Annotated in this window: 15 protein-coding genes and 1 pseudogene; 12 read left to right on the top strand and 4 right to left on the bottom strand. The window is 72.1% G+C overall.

Features of this window, described 5'->3' with window-relative positions; translation table 11 throughout:
- Positions 1–32: 32 nt before the first annotated feature.
- Complete coding sequence (locus CCL05_RS37965) at positions 33–1,487, top strand: aldehyde dehydrogenase family protein (RefSeq protein ID WP_086565177.1); 1,455 nt, start codon at positions 33–35, stop codon at positions 1,485–1,487.
- Positions 1,488–1,511: 24 nt separating this feature from the next.
- Positions 1,512–2,618: an NAD(P)-dependent alcohol dehydrogenase gene (locus tag CCL05_RS37960; protein ID WP_086565176.1), complete on the top strand. Its 1,107-nt coding sequence runs from the start codon at positions 1,512–1,514 to the stop codon at positions 2,616–2,618.
- A gap of 90 nt (positions 2,619–2,708) precedes the next feature.
- Here CCL05_RS37960 and CCL05_RS37955 read toward each other — a convergent pair whose 3' ends face one another.
- Positions 2,709–3,659 carry an NADP-dependent oxidoreductase gene (locus CCL05_RS37955; protein WP_208641706.1) on the bottom strand — a complete coding sequence of 317 codons (951 nt, stop codon included), beginning with the start codon at positions 3,657–3,659 and terminating at the stop codon, positions 2,709–2,711.
- 71 nt (positions 3,660–3,730) lie between these two features.
- Here CCL05_RS37955 and CCL05_RS37950 point away from each other — a divergent pair, with 71 nt between their 5' ends.
- The 6 genes from CCL05_RS37950 to CCL05_RS37925 all read left to right on the top strand — a co-directional run bounded on the left by CCL05_RS37950 (position 3,731) and on the right by CCL05_RS37925 (position 9,270).
- Positions 3,731–4,675 carry a GlxA family transcriptional regulator gene (locus CCL05_RS37950; protein ID WP_086565174.1) on the top strand — a complete coding sequence of 315 codons (945 nt, stop codon included), beginning with the start codon at positions 3,731–3,733 and terminating at the stop codon, positions 4,673–4,675.
- Between the two features lie 250 nt (positions 4,676–4,925).
- Positions 4,926–6,653: an ATP-binding protein gene (locus CCL05_RS37945; RefSeq protein WP_086565173.1), complete on the top strand. Its 1,728-nt coding sequence runs from the start codon at positions 4,926–4,928 to the stop codon at positions 6,651–6,653.
- 5 nt (positions 6,654–6,658) lie between these two features.
- Positions 6,659–7,069 (top strand): roadblock/LC7 domain-containing protein, encoded by a 411-nt coding sequence (locus tag CCL05_RS37940; RefSeq protein WP_003994857.1) that lies wholly within the window; start codon positions 6,659–6,661, stop codon positions 7,067–7,069.
- Positions 7,066–7,437 carry a DUF742 domain-containing protein gene (locus CCL05_RS37935; RefSeq protein WP_037668707.1) on the top strand — a complete coding sequence of 124 codons (372 nt, stop codon included), beginning with the start codon at positions 7,066–7,068 and terminating at the stop codon, positions 7,435–7,437. The genes CCL05_RS37940 and CCL05_RS37935 overlap by 4 nt, the downstream gene beginning before the upstream one ends.
- Positions 7,418–8,023, top strand: coding sequence for a GTP-binding protein (locus CCL05_RS37930; RefSeq protein WP_086565172.1), 606 nt, complete (start codon positions 7,418–7,420; stop codon positions 8,021–8,023). The genes CCL05_RS37935 and CCL05_RS37930 overlap by 20 nt, the downstream gene beginning before the upstream one ends.
- On the top strand, positions 8,020–9,270 hold the full coding sequence (locus CCL05_RS37925; RefSeq protein ID WP_086565171.1) for a cytochrome P450: 1,251 nt from the start codon (positions 8,020–8,022) through the stop codon (positions 9,268–9,270). The genes CCL05_RS37930 and CCL05_RS37925 overlap by 4 nt, the downstream gene beginning before the upstream one ends.
- 43 nt (positions 9,271–9,313) lie before the next feature.
- Here the strand turns inward: CCL05_RS37925 and CCL05_RS37920 are convergent, their stop codons facing one another.
- Positions 9,314–10,345 (bottom strand): 7-epi-alpha-eudesmol synthase, encoded by a 1,032-nt coding sequence (locus CCL05_RS37920; RefSeq protein ID WP_086565170.1) that lies wholly within the window; start codon positions 10,343–10,345, stop codon positions 9,314–9,316.
- Between the two features lie 309 nt (positions 10,346–10,654).
- On the opposite strand from CCL05_RS37920, the gene CCL05_RS37915 reads away from it, so the two are divergent.
- Entirely contained in the window at positions 10,655–11,119 is a 465-nt protein-coding gene (locus CCL05_RS37915) for a pyridoxamine 5'-phosphate oxidase family protein (protein WP_086565169.1), read from the top strand.
- 79 nt (positions 11,120–11,198) lie between these two features.
- Positions 11,199–11,591 carry a VOC family protein gene (locus CCL05_RS37910; RefSeq protein ID WP_086565168.1) on the top strand — a complete coding sequence of 131 codons (393 nt, stop codon included), beginning with the start codon at positions 11,199–11,201 and terminating at the stop codon, positions 11,589–11,591.
- 84 nt (positions 11,592–11,675) lie between these two features.
- Here the strand turns inward: CCL05_RS37910 and CCL05_RS37905 are convergent, their stop codons facing one another.
- Complete coding sequence (locus tag CCL05_RS37905) at positions 11,676–11,972, bottom strand: DUF4235 domain-containing protein (protein ID WP_086565167.1); 297 nt, start codon at positions 11,970–11,972, stop codon at positions 11,676–11,678.
- A 37-nt stretch (positions 11,973–12,009) separates the two neighbouring features.
- Positions 12,010–13,026, bottom strand: a complete 1,017-nt coding sequence (locus CCL05_RS37900; protein WP_086565166.1) for a glutathione S-transferase family protein — start codon at positions 13,024–13,026, stop codon at positions 12,010–12,012.
- 160 nt (positions 13,027–13,186) lie between these two features.
- Between CCL05_RS37900 and CCL05_RS37895 the strand changes: the two genes are divergently transcribed.
- Both CCL05_RS37895 and CCL05_RS46690 read left to right on the top strand, forming a co-directional pair.
- Positions 13,187–14,107 carry a cation diffusion facilitator family transporter gene (locus CCL05_RS37895; protein WP_167409694.1) on the top strand — a complete coding sequence of 307 codons (921 nt, stop codon included), beginning with the start codon at positions 13,187–13,189 and terminating at the stop codon, positions 14,105–14,107.
- A 230-nt stretch (positions 14,108–14,337) separates the two neighbouring features.
- Positions 14,338–14,514: pseudogene (locus tag CCL05_RS46690) on the top strand (3-oxoacyl-ACP reductase); the annotation flags it as partial.
- Positions 14,515–15,006 lie beyond the last annotated feature (492 nt).

Genomic DNA, 15,006 nt, shown 5'->3' with positions numbered 1-15,006 from the left:
TGAAATCTTGGCGACGAGGCTGAGGAGCGGCGATGACCACCTTCGAGAGGGAACCCGGACAGCTGTTCATCGGGGGACAGTGGCGCGAGGCCGCCGACGGGGCGCGTACCGAGGTGGTCGATCCGTCCCGGGGCACGGTCGTCACCACCGTCGCGGAGGCGGGCCCGGCCGACGTCGACGCTGCCGTGCGGGCCGCCCGCGAGGCCTACGACGACGGCGCCTGGTCCGGCCTGAGCGGCCGCGAGCGGGGCCGGGTGCTGCACCGCGTCGCCCAGCTGATCCGCGAGAACGCCGACGAGATCGCCGCGCTGGAGAGCCTCGACGTCGGCAAGCCGATCACGCTGTGCGGCGCGGTCGACGTGACGAACGCGGCCAACGACTACGAGTACTTCGCCAACCTCGCCCAGAGCCAGGACGGCGCCCTGCGCGACACCCCCATGAACGCCCTCGCCTACACCCGGCGCGAGCCGCTCGGCGTGGTCGCCGCGATCACCCCGTTCAACTTCCCGCTGATCCTCGCCGGCAGCAAGCTCGGCCCCGCGCTGGCGGCCGGCAACACCGTCGTCCACAAACCCGCCGACGAGACCCCGCTGAGCGCCCTCTACATGGCCCGGCTGTTCCAGCAGGCGGGGGTGCCCGACGGCGTGGTCAACGTCGTGACCGGCAGCGGCCCGGTGGCCGGCGAGGCGCTGCTGCGCCACCGCGGTGTCGACAAGGTCGCCTTCACCGGCTCCACCGCGATCGGCCGGCATGTGGCGAGCGTCGCCGGCGAGGCCCTCAAGCCCGTCACCATGGAGCTCGGCGGGAACGCGGCCCACCTCGTCTTCGAGGACGCCGACCTGGAGAAGGCGGTGGGCGCGGTCATCAAGGGCTTCGTCTTCAACACCGGCCAGTTCTGCATGGGCGGCCCGCGCCTGCTGGTGGCCCGCTCGGTGTACCCCACACTGCTCGGCATCCTCGCCGAGGCCGTACCCGGCGTACCGGTCGGTGACCCGCGCGACCCGGCCACCGTCATCGGCCCGATGGCGGCCGAGAAGCACCTGAAGAAGGTCGAGGAGTACGTCGCCCTGGCCCGCAAGGAGGGCGCCCGGATCGTCTGCGGCGGCGAGCGGCTCGACCTGGACGGCGGCTACTACTACAAGCCGACCGTCATCGCCGACCTGTCGAACGACTCCCGGGTGATCCAGGAGGAGATCTTCGGCCCGGTCCTCACCGTGCAGCCCTTCGACGACGAGGACGAGGCCGTCGCCCTCGCCAACTCCACCCCCTACGGCCTGGCCTCGGGCGTCCAGACCACCAACCTCGCCCGCGCGCACCGGGTCGCCGACCGGCTCCAGGCCGGCATCGTCTGGGTCAACGACTGGGCGATGCTCGACCCCGCCGTGCCCTTCGGCGGCGTGAAGGACTCCGGCTACGGCCGCGAGTACGGGCCCGAGGCCCTCGCCGGTTACACCAAGGTCAAGTCCGTCGTCGTCTCGCTCGACTGAGACAGTCGTCAAGGAGCTCCTGCGATGCCCATCACCACCCGTGCCGCGGTCGTCGAGTCCGGCGGCGCGCCCTTCACCCTCTCCGACGTCGTCCTCGACGAACCCGGCCCGCACGAGGCGCTGGTCCGCATGGTCGCCACCGGTCTGTGCCACACCGACCTGGGGGTGGCAAGCGGCGGACTTCCCTTCCCGCTGCCCGGGGTCCTCGGCCACGAGGGCGCGGGCGTCGTCGAGGCCGTCGGCTCCGCCGTCACCGGCGTCACGCCTGGCGACCACGTCCTGCTCTCCTTCACCTCCTGCGGCGACTGCCGCAACTGCCGCGGCGGGCACCCCGCGTACTGCGCGACCTGGCTGCCGCTGAACCTGCTCGGCGGCAGCCGGGCCGACGGCACGAGCACCATCAGCCGCGGGGGCCAGGCCCTGGGCGGGCACTTCTTCGGCCAGTCCTCCTTCGCCGAGTGGGCCCTGGCCGACGAGCGCAGCCTCGTCAAGGTCGACCCGGACGTGCCGCTGGAGTCCATCGCCCCGCTGGGCTGCGGCGTACAGACCGGGGTCGGTGCCGTCTGGAACGTCCTGAAGCCGGACACCGGCAGCACGGTCGTCGTCCTGGGCGCCGGAGCCGTCGGTCTGTCGGCCGTGATGGCGGCGGCCCTCACCCCGGCCACGCGGATCGTCGCCGTCGACCGGGTCGCCGAACGCCTCTCCCTGGCGACGGAGCTCGGCGCCACGCACACCGTCGACACCAGCGGGACGGACCTCGCCCCGGCCCTCGCCGAGATCACCGGCGGCCAGGGCGCGGACGGTGTCGTGGAGACCACGGGCAACGTCGGCGTCCTGCGCCAGGGCGTCGACGCGCTCGCCGCCCGCGGCACCCTGGTCGTGGTCGGCGCCCCGCCCTTCGGCACGGAGGTCGCCCTGGACGTCAACGGACTGCTCGGCGGCAAGCGGATCGTGGGTCTCACCCTCGGCGACAGTGAGACCCAGACCATGATCCCCGCGCTGGTCCGGCTGGTGAAGGACGGCCGGCTGCCGCTGCGGCGCCTGATCGGCACGTATCCCTTCGGGGACATCGACCGGGCGGTGCAGGACATGCGGTCGGGCAAGACGATCAAGCCGGTTCTGGTGTTCTGACAGCCGAGAACTCGGGGCGCGGTGGAGCGGCGTGTGCGGGTCTGTCGTGGCTGGGCGCGCAGTTCCCCGCGCCCCTTTGGGGCGCTCAATTCAGTCGGTGACCAGGACCAGCTTGCCTGTCGTGCGGCCCGTGTCGCCTGAGGCGTGGGCCTGTGCGGCGGCGGACAGCGGGAAGGTTCCGGCGATCGTGGCGCGGAGCTTGCCCGTCCCGGCGAGTTCCGCGATCGTCTCCATGCCGGCGCGGTCGGCGTCGACCAGCATCCGGACCGCGCGTACACCGAGCCGCTCGGCTTCCTCGTAGAAGTCGTCCGAACCACCCGGCAGGATCGACACCACGACACCGCCCGGCCGCAGCACGCGCAGGGAGCGCAGGGCGTTGTCGCCGCCGATCGTGTCCAGGACGACGTCGACGTCCTTCACGGCCTCGGTGAAGTCCGTCTCCCGGTAATCCACGGTCTCGTCCACGCCGATCTCCCGCAGGAACGCGTGCTTGCCCGCGCTCGCGGTGCCGATGACATGGGCGCCGCGCTCCTTGGCGATCTGCACCGCCACGTGTCCGACCCCGCCTGCCGCGGCGTGGATCAGCACCCGCTGCCCCGGCTGGAGGTCCGCGTGCTCGGTGAGCGCCTGCCAGGCGGTGAGCGAGACCAGCGGGAGCGCGCCCGCCTGGACGTGGTCGACACCGGCCGGCTTGCGGGCCAGGGCCCGCACCGGGGCGATGACGTACTCGGCGTGCGAGCCGTGCCCGTACGGATACGGCAGCATGCCGAAGACCTCGTCACCGGGCGCGAACGCCGCGACGCCGATGCCGACGGCCTCCACCACCCCGGAGACGTCCCAGCCGAGGACGAAGGGCGGCTCGCCCAGGAAGCCGCCCGTGGCGCGGTGCTTCCAGTCGGTCGGGTTGACCCCGGCGGCCCGCACCCGGACCAGCACCTCGTTCGGCCGGGGCGCCGGGCGCTCGACTTCCACTTCCTTCAGGACCTCGGGACCGCCGAGGACGTCCTGGTTGATGGCTCGCATCGTGTTCTGTGTGCTCATGGTCATCCAGCGTGCCTGCCCGCGCCCGGCCCGCCAATGGCAGGATGGCCAACCTTCGATAGGATCGTGCCATGCGACGTGAGCGAGTGGTGGTCTTGGCCCTGGACGGCGTGTACCCGTTCGAACTGGGCATCCCCAGCCGGATCCTGGGCGCGGCCGACGACCGGTACGAGGTGCTGACCTGCTCGGTCGACGGCGGTCCGGTGCGCACGAACGCGGACTTCGGCGTCACCGTGGAGCACGGCCCCGAGGTCCTGGCCACGGCCGGCACCGTGGTGATCGCGCCCGTCGCCCCCGCCCACCTGACCGACGAGGTGCCCGGTGACGTCCTGGCCGCGCTCGCGCTCATCCGCCCCGGGACGCGCATCGTCTCCATCTGCACCGGCGCCTTCGTGCTCGCCGCCGCCGGGCTCCTCGACGGGCGCAGGGCGACCACCCACTGGCAGGTCGCCGACCGCTTCCGGCGCATGTTCCCGCACGTCGACCTCGACCCCGACGTGCTGTTCGTCGACGACCACCCGGTCCTCACCTCCGCCGGAGCCGCCTCCGGCGTGGACGTCTGCCTGCACCTGGTCCGCAAGGACCACGGCAGCCGCCTGGCCAACACCGTCGCCCGCCGCTGCGTGGTCCCGCCGTTCCGGGACGGCGGCCAGGCCCAGTACATCGAACAGCCCGTCCCCGAACAGGGCGCCGCGAGCACCGCGGCCACCCGCTCCTGGGCCCTGGAACGCCTCGGCGAACCGCTCACCCTGGCCGACCTCGCCGGCCACGCCCGGATGAGCCTGCGCACCTTCGCCCGCCGCTTCCACGACGAGGTCGGCCTCAGCCCCGGCCGCTGGCTGATCCAGCAGCGGGTGGCCCGGGCCCGGCATCTGCTGGAGTCCAGCGACCTCACCGTCGACCAGATCGCGGGTCGGGTCGGCTTCGCGACCGGCGCCTCCCTGCGACAGCACCTGAACGCGGCGATCGGAGTGACCCCGCAGGCCTACCGCCGTACGTTCCAGACCGCCCGCTGACCGGCCACGACCTGGCGTCCGGCCAACTGGGCGGGCAGCAAAGCCATTTGTCGACCTGTTGCTTCCTGCCGGAGCGTGACGGAACCCTCACCTCCGCCAGGGGGACGAGGTTGATCCTTTCCGGTTCAAACCCGATAAGGTTCCGAACGGCGCTGCGAGTTGACGCGATCGCGTCCGGTCGACTCGCCGTGCGTACTCATGAGTGCGGTCCACACCCCCCCGTTCGATCGTGTTGCCTCGAAGGATGCAGATGGAACTCGCCACTCCGCCGCCGGCGGCGCGGGCCCCTGTCGCCTGGTACAGCTGGTGGTTGATGCCGCTGGGCTTGGGAGGCGGGACCGTTGCCGCCACGTTCATGAGCTCGGAGCGAATAACCACGGCCGTCGCCGGTGTCGCGGCGACGGCGGCCGGTGCCGTGTGCGTACGCCTGCTGCTGCGCACCCGGGCCCAACTGCACCGGGCGGAAGGCTCCTTCCGCACCACGCAGGCCGAGCACAACCAGCAGTGGCAGCAGCATGTCGCGGGCCTGGAACGGAAGTTCTCCGCCGAGCGCGCCACCCTGGAGTCCCAGCTCACGGAGCAGAACGCCTCCTACGAGCGGCGCATCGCCGAGCAGGGCGCCGCCTACGAGTCGCAGCTCGCCGACCAGTCCCGGGCCTATGAGGAACGGCTGACCGAGCAGGCCAGGTCCTACGAGGCCCAGCTCGCCGACCAGGCCGAGGTCTGGCAGGAGCAGCTCTCCCACCAGCTCGCCGCTGTCACCCGGCTCGCCGACGAGCAACTGCCCGACGCCATGGAGAAGCTGCGCTCGGGCGAGGCCATCGACGACGTCCTGCCGACCGTCAACCAGTGCGCGAAGGTCAGCGCCGATCTCCAGGCAGAACTGCGCAAGCTGCTGCGCACCGCCCTGATCGGCCTGGAGGCGGAGTTCGACCGCTCCACCACCGCCGAGCAGGCCGTGATCAGCATCGGCAACCGCATCCACGTGCTGACCAGCAAGCTCCGCGGCCGGCTGCACGAGATGCAGGGCGAGCACGGCAGGCTCCCGGCCGTCGCACGCGGTCTGATGGAGCTCGACCAGGAGCTCGGCCCCGCCGACTCGCTCGCCGCGAGCATCGGTGTGCTCGGCGGCTCGGACCGTCCGGGACGCCAGTGGCAGGAACCGCAGCGGCTGCTGAGCGTGGTGCGCGGCGGCATCGGCCGGATCAAGGACTTCCACCGCGTCCAGGTACGCCATCTGCCCGAACTCGGCGTCGACGGCGGCCTGGTGGACCACCTGACGCTGATCTTCGCCCACCTCCTGGACAACGCCGCCCGCTACTCGCCGCCCACCGAGCCGGTGCTCATCTCCGGCAAGGAGGTCCCCAACGGCGTCGGCATCGAGATCCAGGACTCCGGCAAGGGCCTGAGCGAGGAGAAGAAGCGCGAGGCCGAGCACGCCCTCGCGGGCACCGCGCCCGGCGCCGGCCTCGGCGGCATCACCGAGGACGCGAGCATCGGCCTGCGCGTCGTCGGCGCCCTCGCCCGCCGCTACGGCATCCGCGTCACCTTCGCGGACTCCCCGTGGCTCGGCACCTCCGTGGTGGTCGTGGTCCCGCACAAGTACTTCAGCCCGCTGCCCGCGGCCCCGGCCGCCCAGTCCGCGCCCGCCCCGGAGGTGCGCACCGCCGCGACCGCCCCGGCCCGCGAGACGGTCACCGCACCGGCAGCGGCCGCGCAGCCGGACCGTGTGGAGACCACACCCGGCGGACTGCCGCGGCGCCGCAGCAAGCGGAACGAGACGGACGGGTCCAGGCAGGCCGAGCGGACCGACCGGAGCACGGCCGTCTCCGCCGTCCCGCCGGACGCCTCCTTCTCCGGTCTCGCGGCCTTCGCCACCGCCGGACGCGACGCCGCGGAGGCCTCCCAGGCGGCCGACGACCGCGAGACCCCCGCCGGACGCGAGTCCACCGAGCACCGCACCGAAGAGAGCGACTAGTCCTCATGACGCAGCAAGGAACCGATGTGAGCTGGGCGCTCCGCGATCTCGTCGAGAGCATCCAGGAGATCCGTTTCGCCCTCGTGGCCTCCAGCGACGGCAAGGCCATCACCTCCTACGGCGCCGAAGACCCCGACGACGTCGACCGCTTCGCCGCCGTGGTGGCCGGCCTCCAGGCCCTGGCCCAGCCGGTCGCCGAACAGTTCCCCAAGTACGCCGGGCAGTTGCGCCTCGCGATGATCGAGGTCGACGGCGGGCACCTCTTCGTCGTCCGCGCCGGTGTGGAGACGTACCTCGGTGTCCTCGCCAGGGAGGGCCTCGACCAGGGCCTGCTCGGGCACCAGATGAGAGACCTGGCCCGCAGGATGGGTGAGCTCCTCGGCACCACTCCGCGCCTGGAGGAGCACTCTGGATGAGTGCTCCCCGCAGGCCGTCGGACCCGTCCGGTCTCGAGCGCTACTACGTCCTCACGGGAGGGCGCAGCGGACCGGGCGGTTCGGCGTCGAGCCTCGACGTGGCGACTCTCGTCGTCTCCCGCGCCGCCCCGTTACCGGGCATGCAGCACGAGCACGAGGAGATCCTCCGGCGCTGCCGCGATCCGCTGTCGGTCGCCGAACTCGGCGCCCACCTCGGGCTGCCCTTCAACATTCTCGCGGTGCTGCTGTCGGACCTGCTGGACGCAGGCCGGGTGGAAGCCCGTGATCCCATCCCGGCACACGACGCCGGCCGCGGGCCCGACCTCGCGCTCCTTGAGGAGGTACTCAGTGGACTTGAAAGGCTTTGACCAACCCGGAGGGCGGGCGGCCGGGGACACCCGCTCGGTGAAGGTGATGATCGCCGGCGGGTTCGGCACCGGGAAGACCACCATGGTCCGGTCGGTCAGCGACATCAAGCCGCTCACCACCGAGGAGACCCTCACCCAGGCCAGTGTCGACGTCGACCGCCTCATCGGCGTCTCCGACAAGACGCAGACCACCGTCAGCCTGGACTTCGGCAAGATCGGCATCAACGAGAGCCTGGTGCTGTACCTGTTCGGCACGCCGGGCCAGGAGCGGTTCTGGTTCCTGTGGAACGGGCTGTTCAAGGGGGCGCTCGGCGCGATCGTCCTGGTGGACACGCGCCGCCTGGAGTCCAGTTTCCGGGCGATCGAGGAGATGGAGCGGCAGGACGTCCCCTTCGTCGTGGCGCTGAACGTCTTCCCCGACTCCCGGAACTACCCGGTCGAGGAGATCCGGGACGCCCTGGACATCCCCGAGCACACCCCGGTCGTGGCCTTCGACGCCCGCGACCGGGCCTCCAGCCGTGACGTCCTCGTCGCCCTGATCCACCACCTGAAGCAACGCTCGGCCGTGGCCCTGGAGCCCCGATGAACGATCAGACCGAAAATCCCCTCCAGGCACCGCGCGGCTGCCCCGTCGCCCACCACGCGACCGAACTGACCCGGCTCTACGGGCCGGAGGCCTCGACCGACCCGGCGGGCATCTACGAGCGGCTGCGCAAGGAACACGGCTCGGTCGCGCCGGTGCTGCTCGAAGGCGACGTGCCCGCCTGGCTGGTCCTCGGCTACCGCGACAACCGGCGGGTGCTCGACAACCCCCGCCAGTTCAGCCGGGACGCGCGGATCTGGCGGGACTGGGCCGAGGGGCGCGTCGAGGAGACCTCGCCGCTGATCCCGATGCTCGGCTGGCGGCCCGACTGCGTCTCCCAGGACGGCGAGCCGCACCGCAGGCTGCGGGCCGCCGTCACCGACGGACTCCAGGCGGCCTCGGCCCGGGGCATCCGGCGTCACGCGACCCACTTCGCGAACAAGCAGATCAACGCGTTCGCGGACACCGGGCGCGCCGACCTCGTGTCCGACTACGCCGAGTACCTGCCGATGCTCGTGCTGTCCCGCATCCTCGGGCTGCCCGAGGCGGAGGGGCGGGACCTGGTCGAGTCCTGCGCCCAGGTCCTCAAGGGCGGTGAGGACGCCCTCGCGCACAACGACCGCATCATGGTGATCCTCGGGGAACTGGCCGAGCGCAAGCGGACCGAACCCGGTGGTGACCTCACCACCGCCCTGCTCGGGCACGCGGCCGGCCTCGACGAGGAGGAGGTGGTCAGCCATCTGCGGCTGGTGCTGATCGCCGCGCACACCACCACCAGCAATCTGCTGGCCCGGGTCCTCCAGCTGATTCTCACCGACACCGCCCGGCTCTCCGGACTGATCAGCGGGCAGCTCAACATCTCGGCCGTGGTGGAGGAGGTCATGTGGAACAGCCCTCCGCTGGCCGTGCTGCCGGGCCGGTTCGCCGCCGGCGACCTGGAACTCGGCGGCCACCAGCTCCAGGAGGGCGACCTGCTGGTCCTCGGCCTCGCGGCGGGCAACACCGACCCGGAGATCCGGCCGGACACCGGCGTCTCGGTCCAGGGCAACCAGGCGCATCTGGCGTTCAGTTCCGGTCCCCACGAGTGTCCCGGGCAGAGCATCGGCCAGTCCATCATCGAGATCGCCGTGGACGTCCTGCTGCACCGCCTGCCGGGCCTGACCCTGGCCGTGCCTCCGGAGGAGCTCACCTCGACCGCCTCCACGTGGGAGTCGCGGCTGGACAGCCTGCCGGTCGAGTTCCCCGTCTGACGCGGTGCCCGGCCGGTTGTCCGGCCGGGCACCCGGCCCGTCGTCACACGGTCAGCAGGTCGTCCACCGAGCCCCGCCCGGCCAGTTCGGCCGTCGCCACCGGGCCCTCCTTCGCCGCCGCGTAACGGCCGGTGGTCAGCGCCCACTCGTAGTTGCCGTTGATCCAGTGCTGGATGGCCTCGACGCCCATCCGCACCCGGTCCCGCTCCGCCTCGTCGAGCCGCAGCTCGTCGCACATCTGCGGGACGCGCGCCTGGAGTTCGAGGTACTCGTCGAGACAGGCGATCGTCATCCGGTACGCCTCGTCGGTGGCCTCCTGCCAGGAGCAGCCCCGCTCCTGGCGCAGCACGGCGATGAGGTTGTGGCCGTCGCCGCGCCGCTTCTCCCGCTCGAAGGAGTGGATGTCGTTCATGAAGCCGATGGTGTCCGCGGCCAGGTCGCGCATCCGCTCCATCACCGGATGCCCCATCGCCTGAGCCGGCACCTCGAAGCCGCGGCTGCGCTCGCCCGCGTCGATGCTGTGGTGGATGCCGACCGTACGGCGCCGGAACTCGGCGTACTCGTCGAGGCCCAGCGTGCCCTCCAGGCCCCGGGCCGCCAGGTCGACCTCCTCGCAGTGCGCGACCAGGAACCGTCCCCACGAGGCGGCGAACCGCGTCTGCCATGTCAGGGACATGCCACGCGAGAGGTGTTTCCAGACCTCCGCCCACGCCAGGGTGATCGGGCAGGCCACCCGGGGCGGACTGCCCGCCGGCCGCAGGGGAGTGACGATCAGCTCCCGGGCGACCTCCGCTATGCGGTCGGCGCGGTCGGGCCGGCTGGCGTCGAACTGGTCGTCGAAGAGGAAGGCCAGCGAGAACCAGTTCATCAGGACGACCATGTCGTCCGCCGACGCGTGCGGATAGGTGCGCGCGGCCGCCTGGGGCAGGTCCCAGGACTTGTACTCCTCGAACCCCTCCCGGCTGCGGACCAGGCGCATCTCCCACACCCAGCGCAGATGGCGTGCCCGGGCGTACTCCAGATGCTCGCTGACCGGGGTGTCGAAGGGGAGGTCGAACCGGACGTCCTGAGGCATGTGCTTCCTTTCGGGAGACGGACCGCAGAGTCCCCCCACCCCTGCGAACGAACGGTGCCGTGACCGCCCGCACACTCGAACTGGGCTTCGCAGTCCGAAACTTGAACCGAGAAGCGGTACGAGACTGCCCAGGGCGGGAATCAGCCATTCCGTGACCCTGCCGTGATCTCCGTTACTGCCCAAACCTCTTGAGCTGCGTATACTCCCTCCTCCCTCGCCCGGCATCGGCCTGTCCGCCGGGCCCGGGCAGCCTCGGAACGTCACACTGGTAAGCGTCCGTCGACCACGTTTCCAGGAGGACCGCCGACGATGACGTCCGCACCCGTACGCAGCGCTGAGCAGCGCAAGAAGGACACCCTGCACCGTCTGGAGCACGACGTGGACGCCTGGGTCGCCACGGCCGGCAGCACGTCGGGGACGCCGTACCTCGTCCCGCTGTCGTTCCTGTGGAACGGCTCGTATCTGCTGTTCGCCACGCCCGCGTCGAGCCCCACCGGACGGAACCTGGCCGCGACCGGCCGGGCCCGCGTCGGCATCGGGCCGACCCGTGACGTCGTCCTGGTCGACGGCACCGTCGAGACCGTCCAGCCCGGGGAGCTGACCGAGCAGGACGCCGAACTCTTCGCCGCCAAGACCGGGTTCGACCCCCGCCGGCTGGCCACGCCGTACCTCTACTTCCGCGTCGTGCCGCAGCGGGTACAGGCCTGGCGGGAGGCCGACGAGCTGGACGGCCGCGAACTCATGCGCGACGGACGGTGGTTGACGGCCGACTGAATCGGCCCGACCGGGATAACCGCAAGGTACGAGGCCGCGGGGCACGACCGCCCCGCGGCCGGAATCCTGCGGAGGAGACATGGCACTGGTGAAAGCGGGTGTCCTGGTGCTCGACTGTGCCGAGCCCGAGAAGCTCGCCGTGTTCTACAAGGAGCTGCTGGAGGGGGAGGAGGCGGACGCGACCGCCAACCGGGTGGAGATCAAGGGCGCCGACGGTTTCCGCATCGCCCTGCGCCGGGACGTCAACGCGACCCCGCCCAGCTGGCCCCGCCCCGAGAACTCCCTCCAGGCGCACCTGGAGTTCGTGGTGGACGACCTCGACGCGGTGGAACGCCGGGTCATCTCCCTCGGCGGCCGCCCCCTGGAGGCCAAGGAGCCCTCGGGCCCCCTGGAGGAGCGTGGCTACGCCGACCCGGCAGGCCACTCCTTCACCCTGCGCCGCACTCCACCGACCGCACCGAAGCAGGGCTGAACGGGGCGGCGGGGGTGCGCGTGACCCCTCGCGCAGGACGGGCCGGCCCCGCCCGCCGCACCGGCGGGCGGGGCCGTGCCGTTCTCAGTCGCGGCCGCCCTTCTCCCCGGCCGGCCAGGTGCCGGTGGAACGCTCGATGGCCTTGGCGCCCGCGCGGTCCACGGCGCTGCGCACCACGGCGAAGATGGCGCCCTGGACCGCGGCGGCCAGCAGGATCTCCCCCCAGCCGCGGTCCTTGTCCAGCGCGTCGGGCGCGTCCTCCTCGTTGCGGATCGCCATCCATGTCTTGCGGAAGGCCAGCCCGGCCAGCCAGCCGCTCGACCAGCCCAGCACGAACCCGAGGGGCTGGTAGGCGAAGGGCAGCTTCTTCTTCTTGGCCACGTGAATCTCCTTGGTCGGTGAGGGGTGGGTGGGATGGTCAGGATGTGTGGGCGGCCGGGACCCGCTCTTCGGCGCGGACCGGCCCGGGCGGCGTACCGTCACCGAACGGCCGGCCGCCCAGCTCCTCGCGGTGGTGCGGAGTAAGCCAGCCCGACAGGTCCGGGCCCAGCGGCACGACGCGGGTCGGGTTGATGCCCGTGTGCACCTGGTAGTAGTGGCGCTTGATGTGGTCGAAGTCGACGGTGTCGCCGAAGCCGGGCGTCTGGTAGAGGTCCCGGACGTATCCCCACAGCACCGGATTCTCCGTCAGCTTCCAGCGGTTGCACTTGAAGTGGCCGTGGTAGACCGCGTCGAAGCGGACCAGCGTGGTGAACAGCCGGATGTCCGCCTCGGTGATGGTGTCGCCGACGAGGTACCGCTGCCGTTCCAGCCGGTCCGCGAGCAGCTCCAGCCGCCGGAACACGCCCGCGCAGGCGGTCTCGTACTCCTCCTGCTCGGTGGCGAAACCCGCCCGGTACACGCCGTTGTTGACGTCCTCGTAGACGTCCGCCATCACCTCGTCGATCTCGTCGCGCAGCGCGTGCGGGTACAGATCGGGCGCGCCCCGCCGGTGCAGGGCCGTCCATTCGGTCGCGAGGTCGAGCGTCAGCTGCTGGTAGTCGTTGGTGACCAGCTGTCCGCTGGGCACGTCCACGATCGCCGGCACGCTGACACCGCCGGGGTAGTCCGTCTCCCGGCGGTCGTACGCCTCACTCAGATAGCGGATGCCGAGGACCGGGTCGCGGCCGTCCTCGTCCAGCGTGAAGCGCCAGCTGCGGTCGTCCTGGATCGGGTCGGCGACGGCCAGGGACAGCGCGTCCTCCAGGCCGAGCAGCCGCCGGGAGACCAGCGACCGGCTCGCCCACGGGCAGGCGCGGCTGACGACCAGACGGTAGCGGCCGGCCTCCACCGGCCAGCCGCCTCGGCCATCGGCGGTGATCCGGTCCGAGAAATGGGCCTTGGACCGCTTGAACCTGCTCCTTCCGTAGGCGCTGTTGCCGTCGTCGCGGCTCATGGGAATGACCTCCTTCGGCGTACGTGTGGCCTGCTTGTCGTGGGTGTGCCCTGGTGAACGCGTTCCCCTTTTTCCGCCGACGGCACGGTGTGATGACCGCCGACCGGGGCAATCGGCGTGGGTGACTGAACAAGGATCTGATCGGAGGACACGCGTCACCGTGCTGGTGGCGCTCGCTGCCAACCTGGTGATCGCGGCGGCCAAGGCGGTCGGCGGCCTGGCCGCGGGATCACCGGCACTGCTGTCGGAGGCGGCCCACTCGGTGGCCGACAGCCTGAACGAGGTGTTCCTACTGGCCGCGCTGCGCCGCAGCCGCCGCCCCGCCGACCGGCGTCACCCCTTCGGCTACGGCAAGGAGCGGTTCTTCTGGTCGCTCCTCGCGGCCGTCGGGATCTTCGTCATGGGCGGCTGTTTCTCCTTCTTCCAGGGCTTCGAGGCCCTGGCGAGCGGAGCGGAGGAGGAACTCGGCGGCTATGTGGCCGGCCTGATCGTGCTCGGTATCGCCCTCCTCGCGGAGGGCGCCTCTTTGGTGCGAGCGCTGTACCAGGTGCGCCGGCAGGGTGGCATGGGCGCCGGGCTGCGCGATCCCGCCCTGCGTACGGTCGTCGCCGAGGACGGCACGGCGGTGCTCGGCGTCACGCTGGCCATCATCGGCATGGCGCTGCACATGGTCACGGGCCAGGTGGTCTGGGAGGCGTCCGCGTCCCTGGCGATCGGCGCGCTGCTGGTCTACGTCGCCTACCGGCTGGGCCGGGACGCCCGCGACCAGTTGATCGGCGAGGCCGCCGACCGGGAGGCGAGCGGGAAGATCCGGGAGTTGCTGCGGGCACAGCCCGAGATCGACAGCGTGGAGGCGCTCTTCACCATGAAGACGGGCCTCGACTCGGCACTCGTGGCCGCCCGCGTCGACCTCGTGCCCGGCCTGGACAGCGAGCGCGTCGAGGACGTCGCCGTCCGCATCAAGCGCTCCATCGCCCGGACGGTTCCGGAGGCCGACCAGATCTTCCTGGACGTCACCGACCATCGCGCGCGGGAGGCAGCGGAAAGCCCCGCCGCGACGGGGGAACGCGGCGGGGCCTGACCCACGCGTGCCCCGTCGCCGACGGTTCATGCACCTCCCCGGAGAAGTTTTTCGCCGACCACCCGCACGGGCGGTCGGCTTCTTCCGGCCCGCTCCGTGGTCGTCGTTCGGGTCGGCTCGGGAGCGGACGCGCTTGCCCGGCGTCCCGGGGCGTCGCCGGAGGGGCGGCGTTTCGCGGGCCCCGGCGGGCGGCGTGCCGGGGCCTCGCGGGCGGGCGGTGTTCCGGGGCGCGCGAGGCGTTCGTCGCCGGCCTGGCCTCGCTGGCGCAGGTGCGCGAACTGGCCGGGCATGTCGCCGACGCGCATCCCGAGCTCGACGTGCTGGTCAACAACGCGGGCGTGGTGTCCGGGACGCCCGGTGCGGGCCGTGAGCTGAGCGCCGACGGGCACGAGTTGCGGCTGGCGGTGACCGGCCGGGCGGGTGGTGTTCCGGGCTTCGCTGGACGCGTGGCGTTTCCGGCCTCGCTGGACGGGCGGTGTTCGGGCCCCGGTGGACGGGTGGCGTTCCCGGCCTCGCTGGACGGGCGGTGTTCGGGCCCCGGCGAACGGGTGGCGTTTCCGGCCTCGCCGGGCGGGCGGTGTTCGGTCCCCGGCGGACAGGCGGTGTTCGGGCCCCGGCGGGCGGATGGTGTTCCGGGCCTTGCTGGGCGGGCGGTGTTCGGTCCCCGGCGGACAGGCGGTGTTCCGGGCCTCGCCGGGCGCGCGGTATCCCGTGCCCCGGCGGACAGGCGGCGTTCCCGGCCTCGCTGGGCGCGCGGTGTTTCGGGCCTCGCTGGACGGGTGGCGCTCCCCGGCCTCGCTGGGCGGGCGGTGTTCGGGCCCCGGCGGACGGGTGGCGTTTCCGGCCTCGCCGGGCGCGCGGTGTTCGGTCCCCGGCGAACAGGCGGTGTTCCGGGCCTC

This window comes from Streptomyces africanus (genome assembly GCF_002150735.1).
GTDB lineage: Bacteria > Actinomycetota > Actinomycetes > Streptomycetales > Streptomycetaceae > Streptomyces > Streptomyces africanus.
This window is presented reverse-complemented; position numbering and strand designations above follow the sequence as displayed.